The sequence below is a fragment of the Variovorax sp. RCC_210 genome (genome assembly GCF_041355175.1).
Taxonomy (GTDB): Bacteria; Pseudomonadota; Gammaproteobacteria; order Burkholderiales; family Burkholderiaceae_C; genus Variovorax.
Genome location: NZ_JBFUPJ010000001.1, coordinates 609,013 through 624,110 on the forward strand (window position 1 = coordinate 609,013; position 15,098 = coordinate 624,110).

The following is a 15,098-nucleotide window of genomic DNA, read 5'->3' on the forward strand; positions in this document are numbered from 1 at the left end:
ACACGAAGCGGCAAGCCGGGGGGCTGAAGTTTCGATCGTCAACCCACATGGTGGAGGCGGTGCTTTCTACAATGAGGCCATGTTTGTTCACCTGCGCCTTCACACCGAGTTTTCCGTCGTCGACGGTACCAACCGCATCGACGAAGCCGTCAAGGCCGCCGCCTCCGACAACCAGCCCGCGCTGGCCATCACCGACCTGAACAACCTGTTCGGGGCGCTCAAGTTCTACAAGCAGGGGCGCGGCAAGGGCGTCAAGCCCGTCATCGGCGCCGAAGTGTTCGTGGACGGCCTGGGCAAGGAGCCCGGCGCGCTGACCCGCATCGTGCTGCTGGTGCAAAGCACCGAGGGCTACCTGAACCTGTCCGAGCTGCTGGCGCGCGCCTGGACGCAGAACGTGAGCCGGGGCCAGTCGCAGGCGGCCTGCAAGCTCGACTGGCTCGAGGAACTCTCGGGCGGCATGATCGCCTTGTCGGGCGCGCAGGCCGGGCCGCTGGGCCAGCCCTTGCTGCAGGGCCAGGACGAACGCGCGGCCGAACTGGCGCTGCGCCTGGCCGGCATGTTCCCGCACCGCTTCTACATCGAGCTGCAACGCGCCGGCCGTCCTGAAGACGAGCCGCACGTCATTGCCGCCGTGAAGCTCGCGGCCCGCCTGAAGCTGCCGGTGGTCGCCACGCACCCGGTGCAGTTCGCCGCCCGCGAAGACTACGAGGCGCACGAGGCGCGCGTGTGCATTTCCGAGGGCGAGATTCTCGGCAACCCGCGCCGCGTGCGCAGGTTCACCGACGAGCAGTACTTCAAGTCGACCGCCGAGATGCAGGCGCTGTTCGCCGACGTGCCTAGCGCGCTGGCCAACACGGTCGAGATCGCCAAGCGCTGCAACCTCACGCTGGTTCTGGGCAAGCCGCAACTGCCCGACTTTCCGACGCCCTTCATCGCCGAAGGCGTGCGCATGCCGATCGGCGACTTCTTCCGCCAGGAGTCGTTCGAGGGCCTCGAGGTGCGCCTGGCGCACCTGTACCCCGACGCGGCCAAGCGCGACGCCGAACGGCCGCGCTACGTGGAGCGGCTCGAGTTCGAGATCAACACCATCCTGAACATGGGGTTCCCGGGCTACTTCCTGATCGTGGGCGACTTCATCAAGTGGGCCAAGGAAAACGGCTGCCCGGTGGGCCCGGGCCGGGGCTCGGGTGCTGGCTCGCTGGTGGCCTACGCGCTGAAGATCACCGACCTGGACCCGCTCGAATACAAGCTGCTGTTCGAGCGTTTCCTGAACCCCGAACGCGTCTCGATGCCCGACTTCGACATCGACTTCTGCCAGGGCAACCGCGACCGCGTGATCGACTACGTGAAGGACAAGTACGGCCGCAACGCCGTGAGCCAGATCGCCACCTTCGGCACCATGGCCGCGCGCGCGGCCATCCGCGACGTGGGCCGCGTGCTGGACATGAGCTACATGTTCTGCGACGGCATCAGCAAGCTGATTCCGAACAAGCCCGGCATGTCGGTCACGCTGCAGTACCCGCCCGAGAAGAAGATCGAGGGCGACAAGAACAACTACGCCATCGAGATGGAGCCGCAGCTCGCGGAGCGCATCGAGAAGGAAGAAGAAGTGCGCATGCTGGTCGAGCTCGCGCAAAAGCTCGAAGGCATGACCCGCAACATCGGCATGCACGCCGGGGGCGTGCTCATTGCGCCGGGCAAGCTCACCGACTTCTGCCCGCTGTACCAGCAGCCCGGCAGCGAATCGGCCGTGAGCCAGTACGACAAGGACGACGTGGAGGCCATCGGCCTGGTGAAGTTCGACTTTCTGGGCCTGGCCACGCTCACGATCCTGGAGATTGCGCGCGAGTTCATCATGAAGCGCCACAAGGGCCAGGAGAACTTCGCCTTCGAGAACATTCCGCTGAAGGACGCGGCCACCTACCGCCTGTTCTCCGACGGCAAGACCGAGGCCGTGTTCCAGTTCGAATCCCGCGGCATGCAGGGCATGCTGAAAGACGCGCGCCCCACGCGGCTGGAAGACCTGATCGCGCTGAACGCGCTGTACCGCCCCGGCCCGATGGACCTGATTCCCAGCTTCGTGGCGCGCAAGCACGGCCGCGAAGACGTGGAGTACCCGCACCCGGCCGTGGCCGAGATGCTCTCCGAGACCTACGGGATCATGGTCTACCAGGAGCAGGTGATGCAGACCGCGCAGATCCTGGGCGGCTACTCGCTCGGCGGCGCCGACTTGCTGCGCCGCGCCATGGGCAAGAAAAAGCTCGAGGAAATGGCCGAGCACCGCGAGAAATTCCGCGCGGGCGCACTGGCCACGCACGGCATTCCGCAGGACAAGGCCGACGAGATCTTCGACTTGATGGAGAAGTTCGCGGGCTACGGCTTCAACAAGTCGCACGCCGCCGCGTACTCGCTGCTGGCGTACCACACGGGCTGGCTCAAGGTCCACTACACGGCCGAGTTCTTCTGCGCCAACATGACCGTGGAAATGGACGACACGGACAAGCTGAAGCTGCTGTTCGAAGACGCCCAGAAAAACTTCGGCATCACCTTCGAGCCGCCGGACGTCAACCGTGGCAACTACCGTTTCGAGCCCGTCACCGACAAGGTGATCCGCTACGGCCTGGGCGCCGTGAAGGGCACGGGCCAGCTCGCGGTGGAAGCCGTGGTGCGCGCGCGCGAAGAGGGCGGCCCGTTCAAGAGCCTGTTCGACTTCTGCGTGCGCATCGACCGCCAGCGCATCAACAAGCGCACGGTCGAGGCGCTGATCAAGGCCGGCGCGTTCGACGCCATCCAGCAGAACCGCGCCTCGCTGATCGCCTCGGTCGACCGCGCCTTCGAGTTCGCCAACGCCACCGCGGCCAATGCCGCGCAGGTCGACATCTTCGGCGACGCCGAGCACGGCTCGGCCACCGCCGAACCCGACCTGGTCGACGCCACGCCCTGGGGCGTGAAGGAGCGGCTCACGCTCGAGAAGACGGCCGTGGGCTTCTACCTGTCGGGCCACCTGTTCGACGAGGTGTCGCACGAGGTGCGCCGCTTCTGCAAGCGCGAAATCGGCGACCTGCTCGACAGCCGCGACCAGCAGGTCATCGCGGGCATCGTGAGCGACTTTCGCGTCATCAACGGCCAGCGCGGCCGGCTGGCGATCTTCAAGCTCGACGACAAGTCGGAGTCCATCGACGCCACCGCCGACGAGGCGCTCATCAACGCCAACCGCAACACGCTGAAGGACGACGAGCTGGTCATCGTCAGCGGCCGGCTGCAGCCCGCGCGCGGCGGCTTCGAGGCGCGCTTCCAGGTGCAGCAGGTGTGGGACCTGGCCACGGCGCGCTGCCGCTTCGGCAAGTTCCTGCGCGTGGCAGTGAACGGCAAGGCGCCCGACATCGCGCGGCTGCTGAAGGCCTTTCCGCCGCGCACCGAGCAGACCGAGGTGGGCGACCTGGTGCAGGGCCTGCCGGTGCGCCTGTCGATGGCGCGCGCGGGTGCGCAGGTCGAGCTGCAACTGGGCGAGCGCGCCAAGTTCTTCCCGACCGACGCGGCGCTGGCCAGCTGGACCGCGCAGGCGGAAGCGGGCAAGGCGCTGATCGTCTACGACTGATCGGGCCCGGGTACTTCCCGAGTACCTCCCAAGTACTTCCCATGTGCTTCGCCGGCGTGGGCCCATTGGGGCGCTGGCTACGATTCCTCCCGCATTGCAACCCCTGCAGTTCAAGGAGGAACTCGCCATGAAGAAAAAACCGTCACTCGTTTGCGCGCTGGGCCTGGCCACGGTGCTGGCCCTGCCGCTCGCGGCCTCGGCCCAGTACGTCGGCCCCAGCTCGGTGCCCGCCATGACCGTCAAGCAGCTGCTGGACACCGGCAAGGACGACCAGCACGCCACGCTGCGCGGCTTCATCGTCTCGCACGACGGCGGCGAGCACTACACCTTTGCCGACGACACCGGCCGCATGAAGGTGGAGATCGACGCCAAGCACTTTCCGCCCGGCGTGAAGATCGACGACAAGGTGCGCGTCGAGGTCTCGGGCGAGTTCGACAAGGACCTCGTGGGCAAGGCCGAGCTCGACGTGAAGCGGCTCAGCGTCGTCCGCTGACGCCGGCCTTTCGTTTTCAGAGCGCCTTCTTGAGCGCCTGCTCGATCTGCTCGAGCACCGCTTCAGGCGCATGCAGCCAGTCCTTGGCCAGCACCTGCATCACCTGCCAGCCGAAGGCGTCCAGGATGCGCGGGCGCGACACGTAGCGCTCCAGCACGTTGCGGTTCTCGTAGTGGGTGGCGGTGTCCACCAGCACGCCCAGCGCATAGTGGCCGTTGCCCTCCACGCGCACCGCCAGGTCGCAGCGAAAGCGCGACTGGCCCACCTGTTCGTCCACCGCGTGGCCGCGCGCGCGCAGTGCCTGCGCGATCTGCGACGCGACGTCGTCAGCGTGCGCATGACGCGACCGACCTGCCGCCGTGCCCGCGCCGCGCGTGAGCGGGTTCATGCCCTCGAGCACGCGCCGCGCCGTCTCGGCGTCGCCGCGCGACAGGCACTCCGCGTAGCGCAGGAAGTTCTTCAGCGCCGCCGCGCCCTCGTTGTGGTCGTTGGTGATCGCCTCGTGGCGAATGGTCGAGACCACCGCCATGTGGTGCCTGGCGCGGCTGAAGATCACGTTCAGCCGCTTCTCGCCGCCGCGCTGGTTGATGGGGCCGAAGTTCATCAGCATGCGGCCTTCGGGGTTGTGGCCGTAGCAGATGCTCAGGATGATGATGTCGCGCTCGTCGCCCTGCACGTTCTCCAGGTTCTTGATGAAGAGGCCGCAGAACTGGTCGTCTTCCTCGCGCACGTACTCGGCCTCGAGGCGGGCCGCGAAGTCGGGGTCGGTGGCGCCGAGCGCGTTCAGCTCGTCCTCGATCTCGCCTTGCTGCGCTTCGGAGAAAGCCACGATGCCCAGGCTGCGCCCGGTCTCGCGCTTCAGCAGCTCGCGCACCAGCTGTGCGATGTGGCGCGCCTCGCCGTCGTTCACGCGGTTCTCGTACACCGCGTCGCTCACGCGGTGGAAGCTGATGGCGCGCGAGAGCAGCGCGTCGGCATGCGCCTTCACCGATTCGTCGGTCGGGTTGCGCGACTGCACCACGATCTCGCCGCGCTCGGGCGCGGGCAGGCTGCGGTCCGGAATGGTGTACAGGTTGCCCGCGTAGAAGGCCGCGTTCGAGAAGCCGATGAGCGACTCGTAGCGGCTGCGGTAGTGCCAGGCGAGCAGCGTGGCCGGCAGGTTGCGCGCGCCCTGGTTGAGCAGGCTGTCGGCGTCGAGCACCACGGCGATGCGGTCGCCCCGTTCGCCGCTTTCGCTGTCCTCGCTGTCCTCGCTATCGTCTCCGCTCACGGAGATCGTGTCGTCTTCCGCGTCGCGGCTCGACGAGAAGAAGCTGGTCGGCGGCAGCTGCATCTCGTCGCCCACCACGATGATCTGCGGCGCGCGGTACAGCGCGGGCACGGCTTCTTCCACGGGAATCTGGCTGGCCTCGTCGAAGATGACCACGTCGAACAGGTCGGCCGCCAGCGGCAGCGTGTCGGACACCGACAGCGGGCTCATGAGCCAGATGGGTTTCATGTCGCGCACCACGCGGCCGGTGTCGCCGCTGGCCAGTTCGCGAATCGCCTTGTAGCGCATGGTCTTGCCGAACTCGTGCTCCAGCTCGCGGCGCCCGGCGTTGTAGCTCTTCTTGAAGAGCTTGCCGTCGGCGTCGAGCTGGCTGGCGGGCAGGGCGCTTTTCTGCACATGGTCGCGAAAGCGCTGGCGCACCGCGGCGGCCAGCGTGCGTGCGTTGTGCGCCAGCAGCAGGCGCTCGGCGTCGCCCAGGCGCTGCGCATGGCGCGCGAGCACGGCGCCGTCGAAGCGCGGCAGCCAGCGCTCGGCGCGGTACACGCGCTCCAGCCCTTCGCGCGCCACGGCGAACTCGATGGCGTCGGGCGGCAGCGCCAGGGTGCGCAGCGCGGTGGAAACGGCGGCGTCGGCATCGGCCAGTTCCTGCAGCGGCACCAGCACGGAGGGCAGGGCGTCTGCCTGGTCGCGCAGCGTACGCGCCAGGGCCTCGAGGGCGTTCAAGGGCTGCGCGCCGGCGTCGTGCAGCAGCTGGTGCCACAGGGCGTCGAGCGTGTCGGTGCGCGCGCCGGCCGCGGCGAGCTTCTCGACGGTCTTGCCGGCAGCGCCCGTGGCGTCGGTGCGCAGGTGCACCTGGAACCCGGCGCGCAGGCTGGTGCTGTCGTCTGCGTGGCGCATCGCCTGCAGTTGCTGCGCGAAGGCCTCGGCGTCGGTGCAGCCGTAGTCGGCCTCGATCTGCGCGGCCTGCTTCTGCAGCGCGGCGCGGGCGCTGTGCTCGGCCAGCAGGTCTTCCAGCAGCTGGCTGGGCTGCGGGCGCACGGCATGCGCCGCGAAGTCGTAGCGGCGCTTGAGCTCGCCCGACAGGCGCCACCACGACGGCTGCAGCCAGCGCAGCAGCGAGCCTTGCTGCGCGCGGGCCTGCGCGAGGCCGGCCTCGGTGTCGCCGGGCGAGAGCTTGTCGCGCCAGTGGGCGGTGCGCTGCAGCGTGTCGTCCAGCGCCTGCTGCAGGCTGCGGCGTTGCGCCAGTGCATTGCCGAGCGCCACGCTGCTCGGGTGCGTGCCGTCGAGCAGGGCCAGCTGGCCGCGTGCCGCCAGCGAGGCGACGCGGCGCGCGTCGGCCACCACGGCCAGTGCGTCGCGCCACAGCACCTTGTCGCCGGCCAGCGGCGGCCATGCATCGGCCAGCGCGTCGCGGCAAACACCACTCAGCTCGGTGGCGCGTTCGCTCAGCTCGACCAGCCGCGCAAGCGGCTTCTCCTGCTTCAGCAGCGCAGGCGCAAGCTGCGCGAACACATGCTGCGCGAGGCTGGGCGCGCCCAGGCTTTCGGTCACGGCCAGATGCAGCCGCGACACCAGCTCCGCATGCTGGCGCCAGGCTGAATAGGTGGGCAGCGCCTCGGCCTGCAGCGGCGTGAGCGCGGGGTCGTGCGCCTTCAGCGCAATGAGCCGCGCGACCAGTTCGCGCAGCGTGACCGCGATGTGCGCGGGCACGTCGCGCATGGCGGCGTCGAAGCGCTCCAGCGCCTGCAGGTCGAGCGCCATGGCATCGAGCACCCGGGTGCGCTCGGCCGATTCCTGCGTCAGCGCTTCGGGCGCTTCCAGCCATTGCTCGTAGGTCTTGCGCAGGTTCTGCATGAAGGACTTCTTGTCGCCCTGCGAGTCGTGGATCATGCAGCACAGCTCGTCCAGCCCCTGCTGGCGCAGGCGGTGGAACACCACGTCGATGGCGGCGCGCTTCTCGCAGACGAACAGCACGCGCTGGCCGCGGCCCACGTAGTCGGCAATCAGGTTGGTGATGGTCTGCGACTTGCCCGTGCCCGGCGGCCCCTGGATGATGTAGCTGGTGCCCGTGCGCGCCAGCGCCACGGCGGCCGTTTGCGTGGCGTCTCCCTGCACCACCGGCCACTGCGCGGCCAGCGGCAGCGCGGGGGGCGCCTCGGCATCGACCTGGCGCGGCTGCAGCGAGAACACGCGGTCGAAGGCCTCGCTCGCGAGTTCGCTTTCGGCCAGGCCCGAGTAGTCGCGCACCAGCGACATCTTGCGGTGGTTGAAGTTGCCCAGCGTCACGGCGGTGAGGTCGATGTCCCACTGGTAGGGGTTGCCGCTGCTCTCGCGCAGCGCGAGCGTGGTGCGCTCGGTTTCTTCCGCGGTCGCGGTGCCCGTCATTTGCGGCGCGCGCGGTTGCGGCGGCGCGCCGACGGCGTCGCGCAGCGGCAAGGGCACCGGGCGCACGCGCGCATGAAAGAGCTGCAGCCCGAGCGGGCGGAAGTCGTCCTGCGCGTAGCTGAAGTCCTGCGCGGCCACCGGCACGGCGGACGGCGTGCGCACTCGCGTGCGGCGCTTGAACTGCTCCAGCCGCTGGCGCGCGCGTTGGTGAATGACCGCGATCTCGGGCTGCTTCACCAGCCGCAACTGCACGCCCGGTTCGCTCTGCGCGATCTGCGCCGCGATCTGCGCATGGAACTGCTCGATGGGGGTCTCGCGCAGGTCCACCGTCTCGGGCAGCACGATGCCGTACAGCTGGCGCAGGTGGTGGCGCAACGTGGGGTTGACCTGTGCCTCGCTGGTGGCGGCTTCGAGCAGGTACTGGTCGCGCACGCCCTTCTTGCGCGTGAGCTCGACCGGCAGCATCAGCAGCGGCGAAGCGATGCGCTCGGCCTGCTCGGGCCCGCCGGGCGCGCCTTCCTTCAGGTTGTGCCAGCGCAGGAACGCGATGACCAGCGACAGCTGCGACAGGCCGTATTCGGCCCGGTCGCGCCGCGCTTCCTGAAGGATGCGGTCGAGTGCGCCCGGCAGGTAGGGCTGGTCTTCGAAGCGCAGCCAGCGCGCGAGCGGCACCGGGTCGCAGCTGGCGATGTCGGCGGCAAAGCGGCCGTCCCACACGCAGAGCTGGTCGACGCGGATGCTGTGCATGTCCACCACCAGCGGCACGCTGGCGATGGTGAGGTTCACGTGCGCCTGCGTCGGCTTGAAGTACAGCAGGCGGTTGCGGCGCGACAGGTCGAACAGCCGGTCGCGCAGGTGCAGCTGGATGGCCTGGCGGCGCTGGCTGGCGCCGTCCTTCGCGGGGGCGACGTGCCCGATACCCAAGCCCAGGCCGAAGTTCAGGTCCAGCGGCTGGTCGCGGTAGGTTTCGAGCCGGCGGATCACCGAGGGCAGGTCGCGCGCGCGCTCGTGGCGGTCGAGCGCGGTCATCTCGAAGACCACGGCGGCCACCACCGGGTGCAGGCGGCGGTTCAGCTCGAACAGGTTGCCGCGGTGCGCGGCGAAGCGGGCGAGTTCGTCGCCGAGCGTGAAGTCCAGCCCGCACGACAGGCTGGCCAGCACCTGGCCCAGGCACAGGATGTCGCCGAGCGCGTCGTGGTGGCCCAGGCGCAGCTCCCACGCGGTGTAGCCGGGCAGGTAGACGGGGCGCGTGGGCACGGTGTCGGGCGTGGCGTCTGCCATCACCGCGAGGTTCTCGACCGCGACGCTCGCATCGGCGTCGATGGTCACGCGCTGCTCGCCCACCACGCGCAGCACGGAGGCGACGGGTTGCTCCAGCGGCGCGATGGCCTCGGGGTGGCGGCGCGGCTCGGCGCCTTCGGGGTCGGCAAGGGCGAGTGCCGGTGCTGCGGGCGCCTCGGTCACGCGGTACGCGAAGACATTGCCGAGCGCGGCGACCTTGCCTTGCTCGTGCAATGCGGAGACCTCGCGCAGCAGCGGCAGCACGAGCTTGAGCACGTCGTCGGTCTGCAGGCCGCCGTGGACGTCGGCGGTGTCCAGCAGCTGCAGCAGGGGAGCGGTGGCGGTGGCTGTGACGTTGTGGGTGACGTTGGGGGTGACGTTGGTCATGCGGCGGCGGCCTTGGTGTGTTCGGTGGCAGCCTTGTCGAGCAGGGCGGCGGCGTCGCGCTTCACGCGTGCGAGGCTGCGCTTGGGAAAGCGCAGGTCCTTGAGCACGCGCTGCTCGAAAGGCTCGGCGCAGCCCAGGGCATCGGCCAGGCCGAGCGCGGCGGCGAGCGCAAGGTCGTCGAGCTCGGGGTCGGCCGCGACGAAGTCGACCAGCACGCTGGCCAGGTAGTCGTGCAGGCCGGCGGGCACGGGCTCGGGTGGCGGCAGCGCCGGCACAGGAGAGGTGAGCGACGTGGGAGATCGGGCCGGCGCGAAGTCGGGGAAGAAGCGGCGCGCATGCGCCAGCAGCGGTTCCGACTGCAGGAAGGGCCGCTGCAGCAACTGCGCGATGGTGGCGCGCGTGACGGCGCTCACGCGCTGCTGGCCGAGCATGTCGAGCGTGTCCAGCGCCAGCGGGCCTTCGAGCGCGGTGGCGAGCCAGTCCTGCGCGTCGTGCTGGCGCTCGGTCCACAGGCGCAGGGCGCGGGCGCGCACGAACACCTCGGGGTGGCTGGTGCCGCGGGTCTGCGTGTTGCGGGCGGTCGGGTCGACGCAGATCTCCTCGGCCTGCGCCAGGTAGCTCGCCACGTTGACCTGCGTAAGCCCGGTCTCGATCTTGATGAGCGCGCTCACCGCGGGCTCCAGCGCGCCGCAGGCCACGCAGGCGCCGCGGTCGGCGAAGGCCTCGGTGTAGAGGGCGAAGCGCCGCGCCGCCTGCAGGTGGCTGGCGTCGGCGCGCGGGTCGCTCGCGGTGGCGTGCAGCAGGCGGTCGACCACGTGGTACTTGCCGCCGTCGATCGCCCACAGCAGGTAGTGCGCCAGTTCGTGGCCGAGCACGGCCTGCAGCTCGGGGCCCTGGAGCCGCTCCAGCAAGGGGCCCGAGAGCACGATGTGCGCCTCGCCCGGCACGCAATGGATGGCCGCGTTCATCGCGCCGTCGCCGGCCTGGTACAGCGTGATGCCCGCGGTGACCCCCAGGCGCTGCGCCGCGAGCTGCGCATGGGCGTGCAGGTCGGGGTGCGCGGCTGCGTCGAGCCGATAAGAGTTGCGCAGCAGCTCGGTGCGCACCGCCGCGGCGTGCTGCTCGCGCGCCTGCGCGGAGGCGGCCCATTGCCAGACCTCGGGCTCCTGTGCCTGCAGGTGCGCGGCCAGGGCCTGCTGGTAGGGCAGCGGGGTCAGGTCTTCGAGGCGGACGGCAGGGGTGGCGTCGGTGGCAAGGGAGGTGTCGACCATGTCGGGAGCGCCGTTGTCGGTGGGTGGCCGACGATCCTAAACGAGCGGCCCCCGCGAGCGGGCGCACGCCCTGCCGAGCGCCTGCCGAATGACTCGCCAAGTCACTCCAGGTGCCTCGTCCCTACCAGCTGTAGCCCGCCGTGAAGTACACGCTGCGCCGCTCCCCGTAGTAGCAGCCGGTGGACGACAGGCAGGTGGCCACATAGGTCTTGTCGGACACGTTGGCCACGTTCAGCGCGAGCCGCACGCCCTTCAGCGCGGGCGACTGCCGGCCCAGGTCCCAGCGCACGGCGGCGTCGAACAGCGTCACGCCCGGAATGCGAAACAGGTTCGCGTTGTCGCCGTAGGTGGCGCTGGTGTGGCGCACGCCGCCGCCCACCGTGAGGCCGGCCAGCGCCTCGTTCTGGAAGGCGTACTCCAGCCAGAAGGCGGCCTGGCGCTGCGGCACGTACGCGAAGCGGTTGCCGCGGATGCTGACGCCCGCCGCGTTCGGGTTGGCGCGCGTCACGCGGCTGTCGGTGTAGGCGTAGGAGGCGATGGCGTCCAGGCCCCTGAGCACCTGGCCGCGCGCTTCGAGCTCGAGGCCGCGCACGCGCACCTCGCCGGTCTGCTCGCTGAAGGCGCGGCTCAGCGGGTCGGGCGTGAGCACGTTCTGCTGCGTGAGCTCGTAGGCGGCCGCGGTCAGCAGCGCCCTGGAGCCCACCGGCTGGTACTTCACGCCGACCTCGGTCTGCCTGCCGGTGGTCGGCTGGAACACGTTGCCCTGCCGGTCGGTTCCGGCGGCGGGCTGGAACGAGGTGGAGTAGCTCACGTACGGCACCACGCCGTTGTCGAAGCTGTACATCAGCGCGGCGCGGCCGGTGAACTTGCCGTCGCGCTGGTCGGCGTTGGCCAGGCGCAGCGGCGCCATGGTCAGCGTGCGGGTGTCGGTGATGGCGCGGTCGGTGCGCCCGGCGAGCACCAGGCTCCAGCGGTCCCAGTGCATCTGGTCCTGCAGGTAGAAGCCGGTCTGGCGGCGCTGCTGGTCGATGTGCGTGGCCACCGAGGGCACCTGGCCGCTGTCGCGCCCGTACACCGGCAGGTAGGCGTTGAAGGGCGTGGTGATGATGCGCAGGTTGGTCTCGTCGAACGCCGACTTCTCGTCGGAGTAGTCCACGCCCACCAATGCCGTGTGGCGCACGGGGCCGGTGTGGAAATCGGCCTGCACCTGGGTGTCGACCGTGAGCAGCTTCGCGGTCTCGGGAAAGGCCCACGCATAGCGCAGCAGCGACGAGGGGTTGCATGCCGCCAGGCAGAAGGCCTGCACGCGCTGCGTGTACGCATCGACCTTGCCGTAGCGCAGGTTCTGGCGCAGCGTGAAGGTGTCGTCCAGCTTGTGCTCGGCCTCGTAGCCGACGAAGTGCTGGCGGTTGTTGAAGCGGTCGTAGCCCGGCTCGCCGACGAAGGCGCGCGTGGGCAGCGCGGCGTAGCGGCTGGTGTCCAGCGTGCCTGCCGAAGGCAGCGCGGGCGCGCCGCCGCCGCCGGGGGAGTCGAGCGTCTGCCAGTGGGCCAGCAGCGTGATGCGGGTGGCGTCGGAGGGGCGGAAGGTGAGCGAGGGCGCGAAGTAGCTCTTCTTCTCCGACACGTAGTCGTACGACGTGTCGGCCTCGCGGTGCAGGCCGACCAGGCGGTAGCTCCACACGCCCTCGTCGTCGATCGCGCCGCCGAAGTCGAAGGCGGTCTGGCGGCGGTTGTGGCTGCCGAGCTGCACCTCGACCTGTCGCACGGTTTCCAGCGTCGGGCGCTTGCTGACCATGTTCACCAGGCCACCGGGCGTCGACTGGCCGTAGAGCACCGACGACGGGCCCTTCACCACCTCGACCCGTTCCAGCCCCCAGGGCTCGATGCGCGGCTGCGAGTAGCCGCGCGCGCCGAAGGGCAGGCGCAGGTTGTCGAGGTAGCGCGCCGGCGGCGTGAAGCCGCGCAGCGTGAGCCAGTCCAGCCGCAGGTCGGTGTTGCCGTACTGCGCGACGATGCCGGGCGTGTAGCGCAGGCTTTCGACCAGCGTGGTGGCGCCCTGCGAGTCCATCTGGTCGCGCGTGACCACCGACACGGACTGCGGCGTTTCCAGCAGCGGGGTGTCGGTCTTGGTGCCGCCGGTGCTGCGCTGAGCGACAAAGCCCTTGCCGGGGCCCTTGCCGCTTTCTTCCTCGGCGCTGGCGGTGACGGTGACCGGCGCGAGCGAGCCCGCGCGCTGGCCCGTCACGCGCACTTCGGACAGGGTCTCGGAGGTGGCGCCGCGCTGCAGCGCATAGACGTTGCCCGCGCCACGCACGGCCTGCAAACCGGTGCCGGCCAGCGCGACGGCAAAGCCCTCGTCGACGGTGAAGCGGCCGCGAATGCCGGAGCCGTTCAGGCCCGAGGTCAATGCGGCGTCGCTCGACAGCAGGATGCCGGCCTGGCTGGCGAACTGGCTCAGCACCGTGCCGAGCGGGCCGGCGGGAATGGCGTAGTCGCGGGCGGTGGCCTGGGCTTGCGTCTGGGCTTGCGCCTGGGCCTGGGCTTGCGCCTGGGCCATGGCGGGCAGCGCCTGCACCGCGGCGGCCACGGGGAGCACGGCCATGGCGCCGCGCAGGGCGCGCGCGAGCTGGCGCGTGGTGCGCGGGCGGAGGCGGGCAGGGCTGGAAGGGCTGAAAAGGCTGGAAGGAGAACGGTTCGGCAGGGGCGCGGGCATGGCGGCTTTCGGGCAAGAAGAAAGGGTTGGTACCTGTGTTGCCAACCGACGCCGCGAAAAGGGAACCTGCGCGCCTGGGTTTTTCAGAAATTTTTTTCGAATCAGCGTGCAGCCGCGTGCGGCTTCGCCTCGACCACCGTCCACCACGGCAGTGGCCGGCGCACGCGCACCGGCAGCGTGGCCTGCAGCGCCGACAGAATGCGCTCGGTGTCGGCCAGGGGATAGGCACCCACGAGCCGCAGGTCGGCCACCTCGGGCGCGCAGCCCAGGTAGCCGGTGCGGTAGCGGCCCAGCTCGGCGATGAAGTCGCCCAGCCGCATGCCGTCGGCCACGAGCATGCCGCGGGTCCAGTCGTCGCCGTAGCCCGCCGCGGGTTCGGGCGGCTCGACGTGGTCGGAGAAAAGGCGCGTCTGCTGGCCGGCCACCAGCGTGAGCGAATCGCCGCTGGCGGGACGCGACTCGATGGCGCCTTCCAGCACAGCGAGGCGCACTGCGTCATCGTCTTCATGGCGCACGGCAAAGCGCGTGCCCAGCGCGGTCAGCCGGCCCTGGGGCACGTCGACGACGAGCGGGCGATGGCTGCTCGAGGGGTTGGCATCGTCCGGGCCGCTCGTGACCAGCACCTCGCCCTTGTAGAGCACGATGCGGCGCAGGCGGGGCGAGAAATCGACGTCGAGCGCGGTGCCGGTGTTGAGCCACAACCGGCTGCCGTCGGCCAGCACGATTTCGCGGCGCTCGCCGGTCTCCGTGCGGTGCGCGGCCACCCAGCCGTGCCAGGGCACGTGGCGCGAAGCCAGCCAGCCCGTGAGGCCCGCGACAGGCACCAGCGCCAGGGCGCGCAGCACGGAGCGCCGGCGGTTGGCGGCGGCGCCGCCGCGCTCGAGCACCCGGCGCGCCGGCAGGCTGGCCACGCCGGCAAGGCCGCTGAACTCGCCCGAGATGCTTTCCACGCGACGCCATGCCGCGCGCTGGCGCGGACCGGCATCGAGCCACGACTGCCAGCGCCGGCGGTCGGCCTCGCTCACGGCGCCGGCCTGCAGCACGGCGAACCATTCGGCGGCTTGCTGCAGGTCTTCGAAGGCCGGCAGCTGCGTGGCCTCGGCGGCGGGGAGGGCCAGGCCCCTCATGAATTCGTCAGCAGCAGGCATTGCAGCATGGCCTGCGCCATGTATTTCTTGACCATGCGCTGCGACACCTTCAGCTGCGCGGCGATCTCGGCGTAGCCCAGCCCGTCGAGCTGCGACAGCAGGAAGGCGGTGCGCGCCTTGGGGTTGAGGCGGTCGAGCATGGCGTCGATGCGGCACAGCGTCTCGAGCGCCAGCAGGCGTTCTTCGGGGGAGGGCGCGAGCGGCTCGGGCAGCACGGCCACCGCTTCGAGCCAGGCCCGCTCGATGTCCAGGCGGCGCCAGTGGTTCACCACCACGCCGTGCGCCAGCGTGCGCAGGAACGCGCGGGGCTCTTTCAGCATCGGCGAATCGCGCGAGACCATGAGCCGCACGAAGGTGTCGTGGGCCAGGTCGGCCGCGCACGACGCACCACCCAGCCGGCGGCGGAACCAGCCTAGCAGCCAGCCGTGGTGTTCGCGGTAGATCGCATCGATGGATGCCGGCTCGGACGGAAGCGGGAGTGCTGACACGGGGCTGCGGCGGAATGCGAGAAGATGAGAATAGTTCGCATTCTATCCACGCGTGTGCATTCCA

Annotated in this window: 7 protein-coding genes; 2 read left to right on the top strand and 5 right to left on the bottom strand. The window is 70.1% G+C overall.

The features are described from left to right. Nucleotides 1–79: 79 nt before the first annotated feature. Together dnaE and AB6807_RS03010 are read left to right on the top strand one after the other, a co-directional pair. Nucleotides 80–3,598 (top strand): DNA polymerase III subunit alpha, encoded by a 3,519-nt coding sequence (gene dnaE, locus AB6807_RS03005; RefSeq protein ID WP_116908753.1) that lies wholly within the window; start codon nucleotides 80–82, stop codon nucleotides 3,596–3,598. 127 nt (nucleotides 3,599–3,725) lie between these two features. Further along, on the top strand, nucleotides 3,726–4,091 hold the full coding sequence (locus tag AB6807_RS03010; RefSeq protein ID WP_116909091.1) for a YgiW/YdeI family stress tolerance OB fold protein: 366 nt from the start codon (nucleotides 3,726–3,728) through the stop codon (nucleotides 4,089–4,091). Between the two features lie 16 nt (nucleotides 4,092–4,107). On the opposite strand, the gene AB6807_RS03015 is transcribed toward AB6807_RS03010, so the two are convergent. The 5 genes from AB6807_RS03015 to AB6807_RS03035 form a co-directional block, all read right to left on the bottom strand. Then, on the bottom strand, nucleotides 4,108–9,414 hold the full coding sequence (locus tag AB6807_RS03015) for an AAA domain-containing protein (RefSeq protein WP_371083449.1): 5,307 nt from the start codon (nucleotides 9,412–9,414) through the stop codon (nucleotides 4,108–4,110). After that, nucleotides 9,411–10,685, bottom strand: coding sequence for a SprT-like domain-containing protein (locus tag AB6807_RS03020; protein WP_371083450.1), 1,275 nt, complete (start codon nucleotides 10,683–10,685; stop codon nucleotides 9,411–9,413). Before AB6807_RS03020 ends, AB6807_RS03015 begins: the two co-directional genes overlap by 4 nt. A gap of 121 nt (nucleotides 10,686–10,806) precedes the next feature. Next, complete coding sequence (locus AB6807_RS03025) at nucleotides 10,807–13,398, bottom strand: TonB-dependent siderophore receptor (protein ID WP_371083451.1); 2,592 nt, start codon at nucleotides 13,396–13,398, stop codon at nucleotides 10,807–10,809. Nucleotides 13,399–13,499: 101 nt separating this feature from the next. Continuing rightward, nucleotides 13,500–14,525 (bottom strand): FecR domain-containing protein, encoded by a 1,026-nt coding sequence (locus AB6807_RS03030; protein ID WP_371083452.1) that lies wholly within the window; start codon nucleotides 14,523–14,525, stop codon nucleotides 13,500–13,502. Beyond that, the gene (locus AB6807_RS03035) at nucleotides 14,522–15,034 is read right to left on the bottom strand and encodes a sigma-70 family RNA polymerase sigma factor (RefSeq protein WP_371083453.1); all 513 of its coding nucleotides are present in this window, start codon (nucleotides 15,032–15,034) and stop codon (nucleotides 14,522–14,524) included. The genes AB6807_RS03030 and AB6807_RS03035 overlap by 4 nt, the downstream gene beginning before the upstream one ends. Nucleotides 15,035–15,098: the final 64 nt, after the last annotated feature.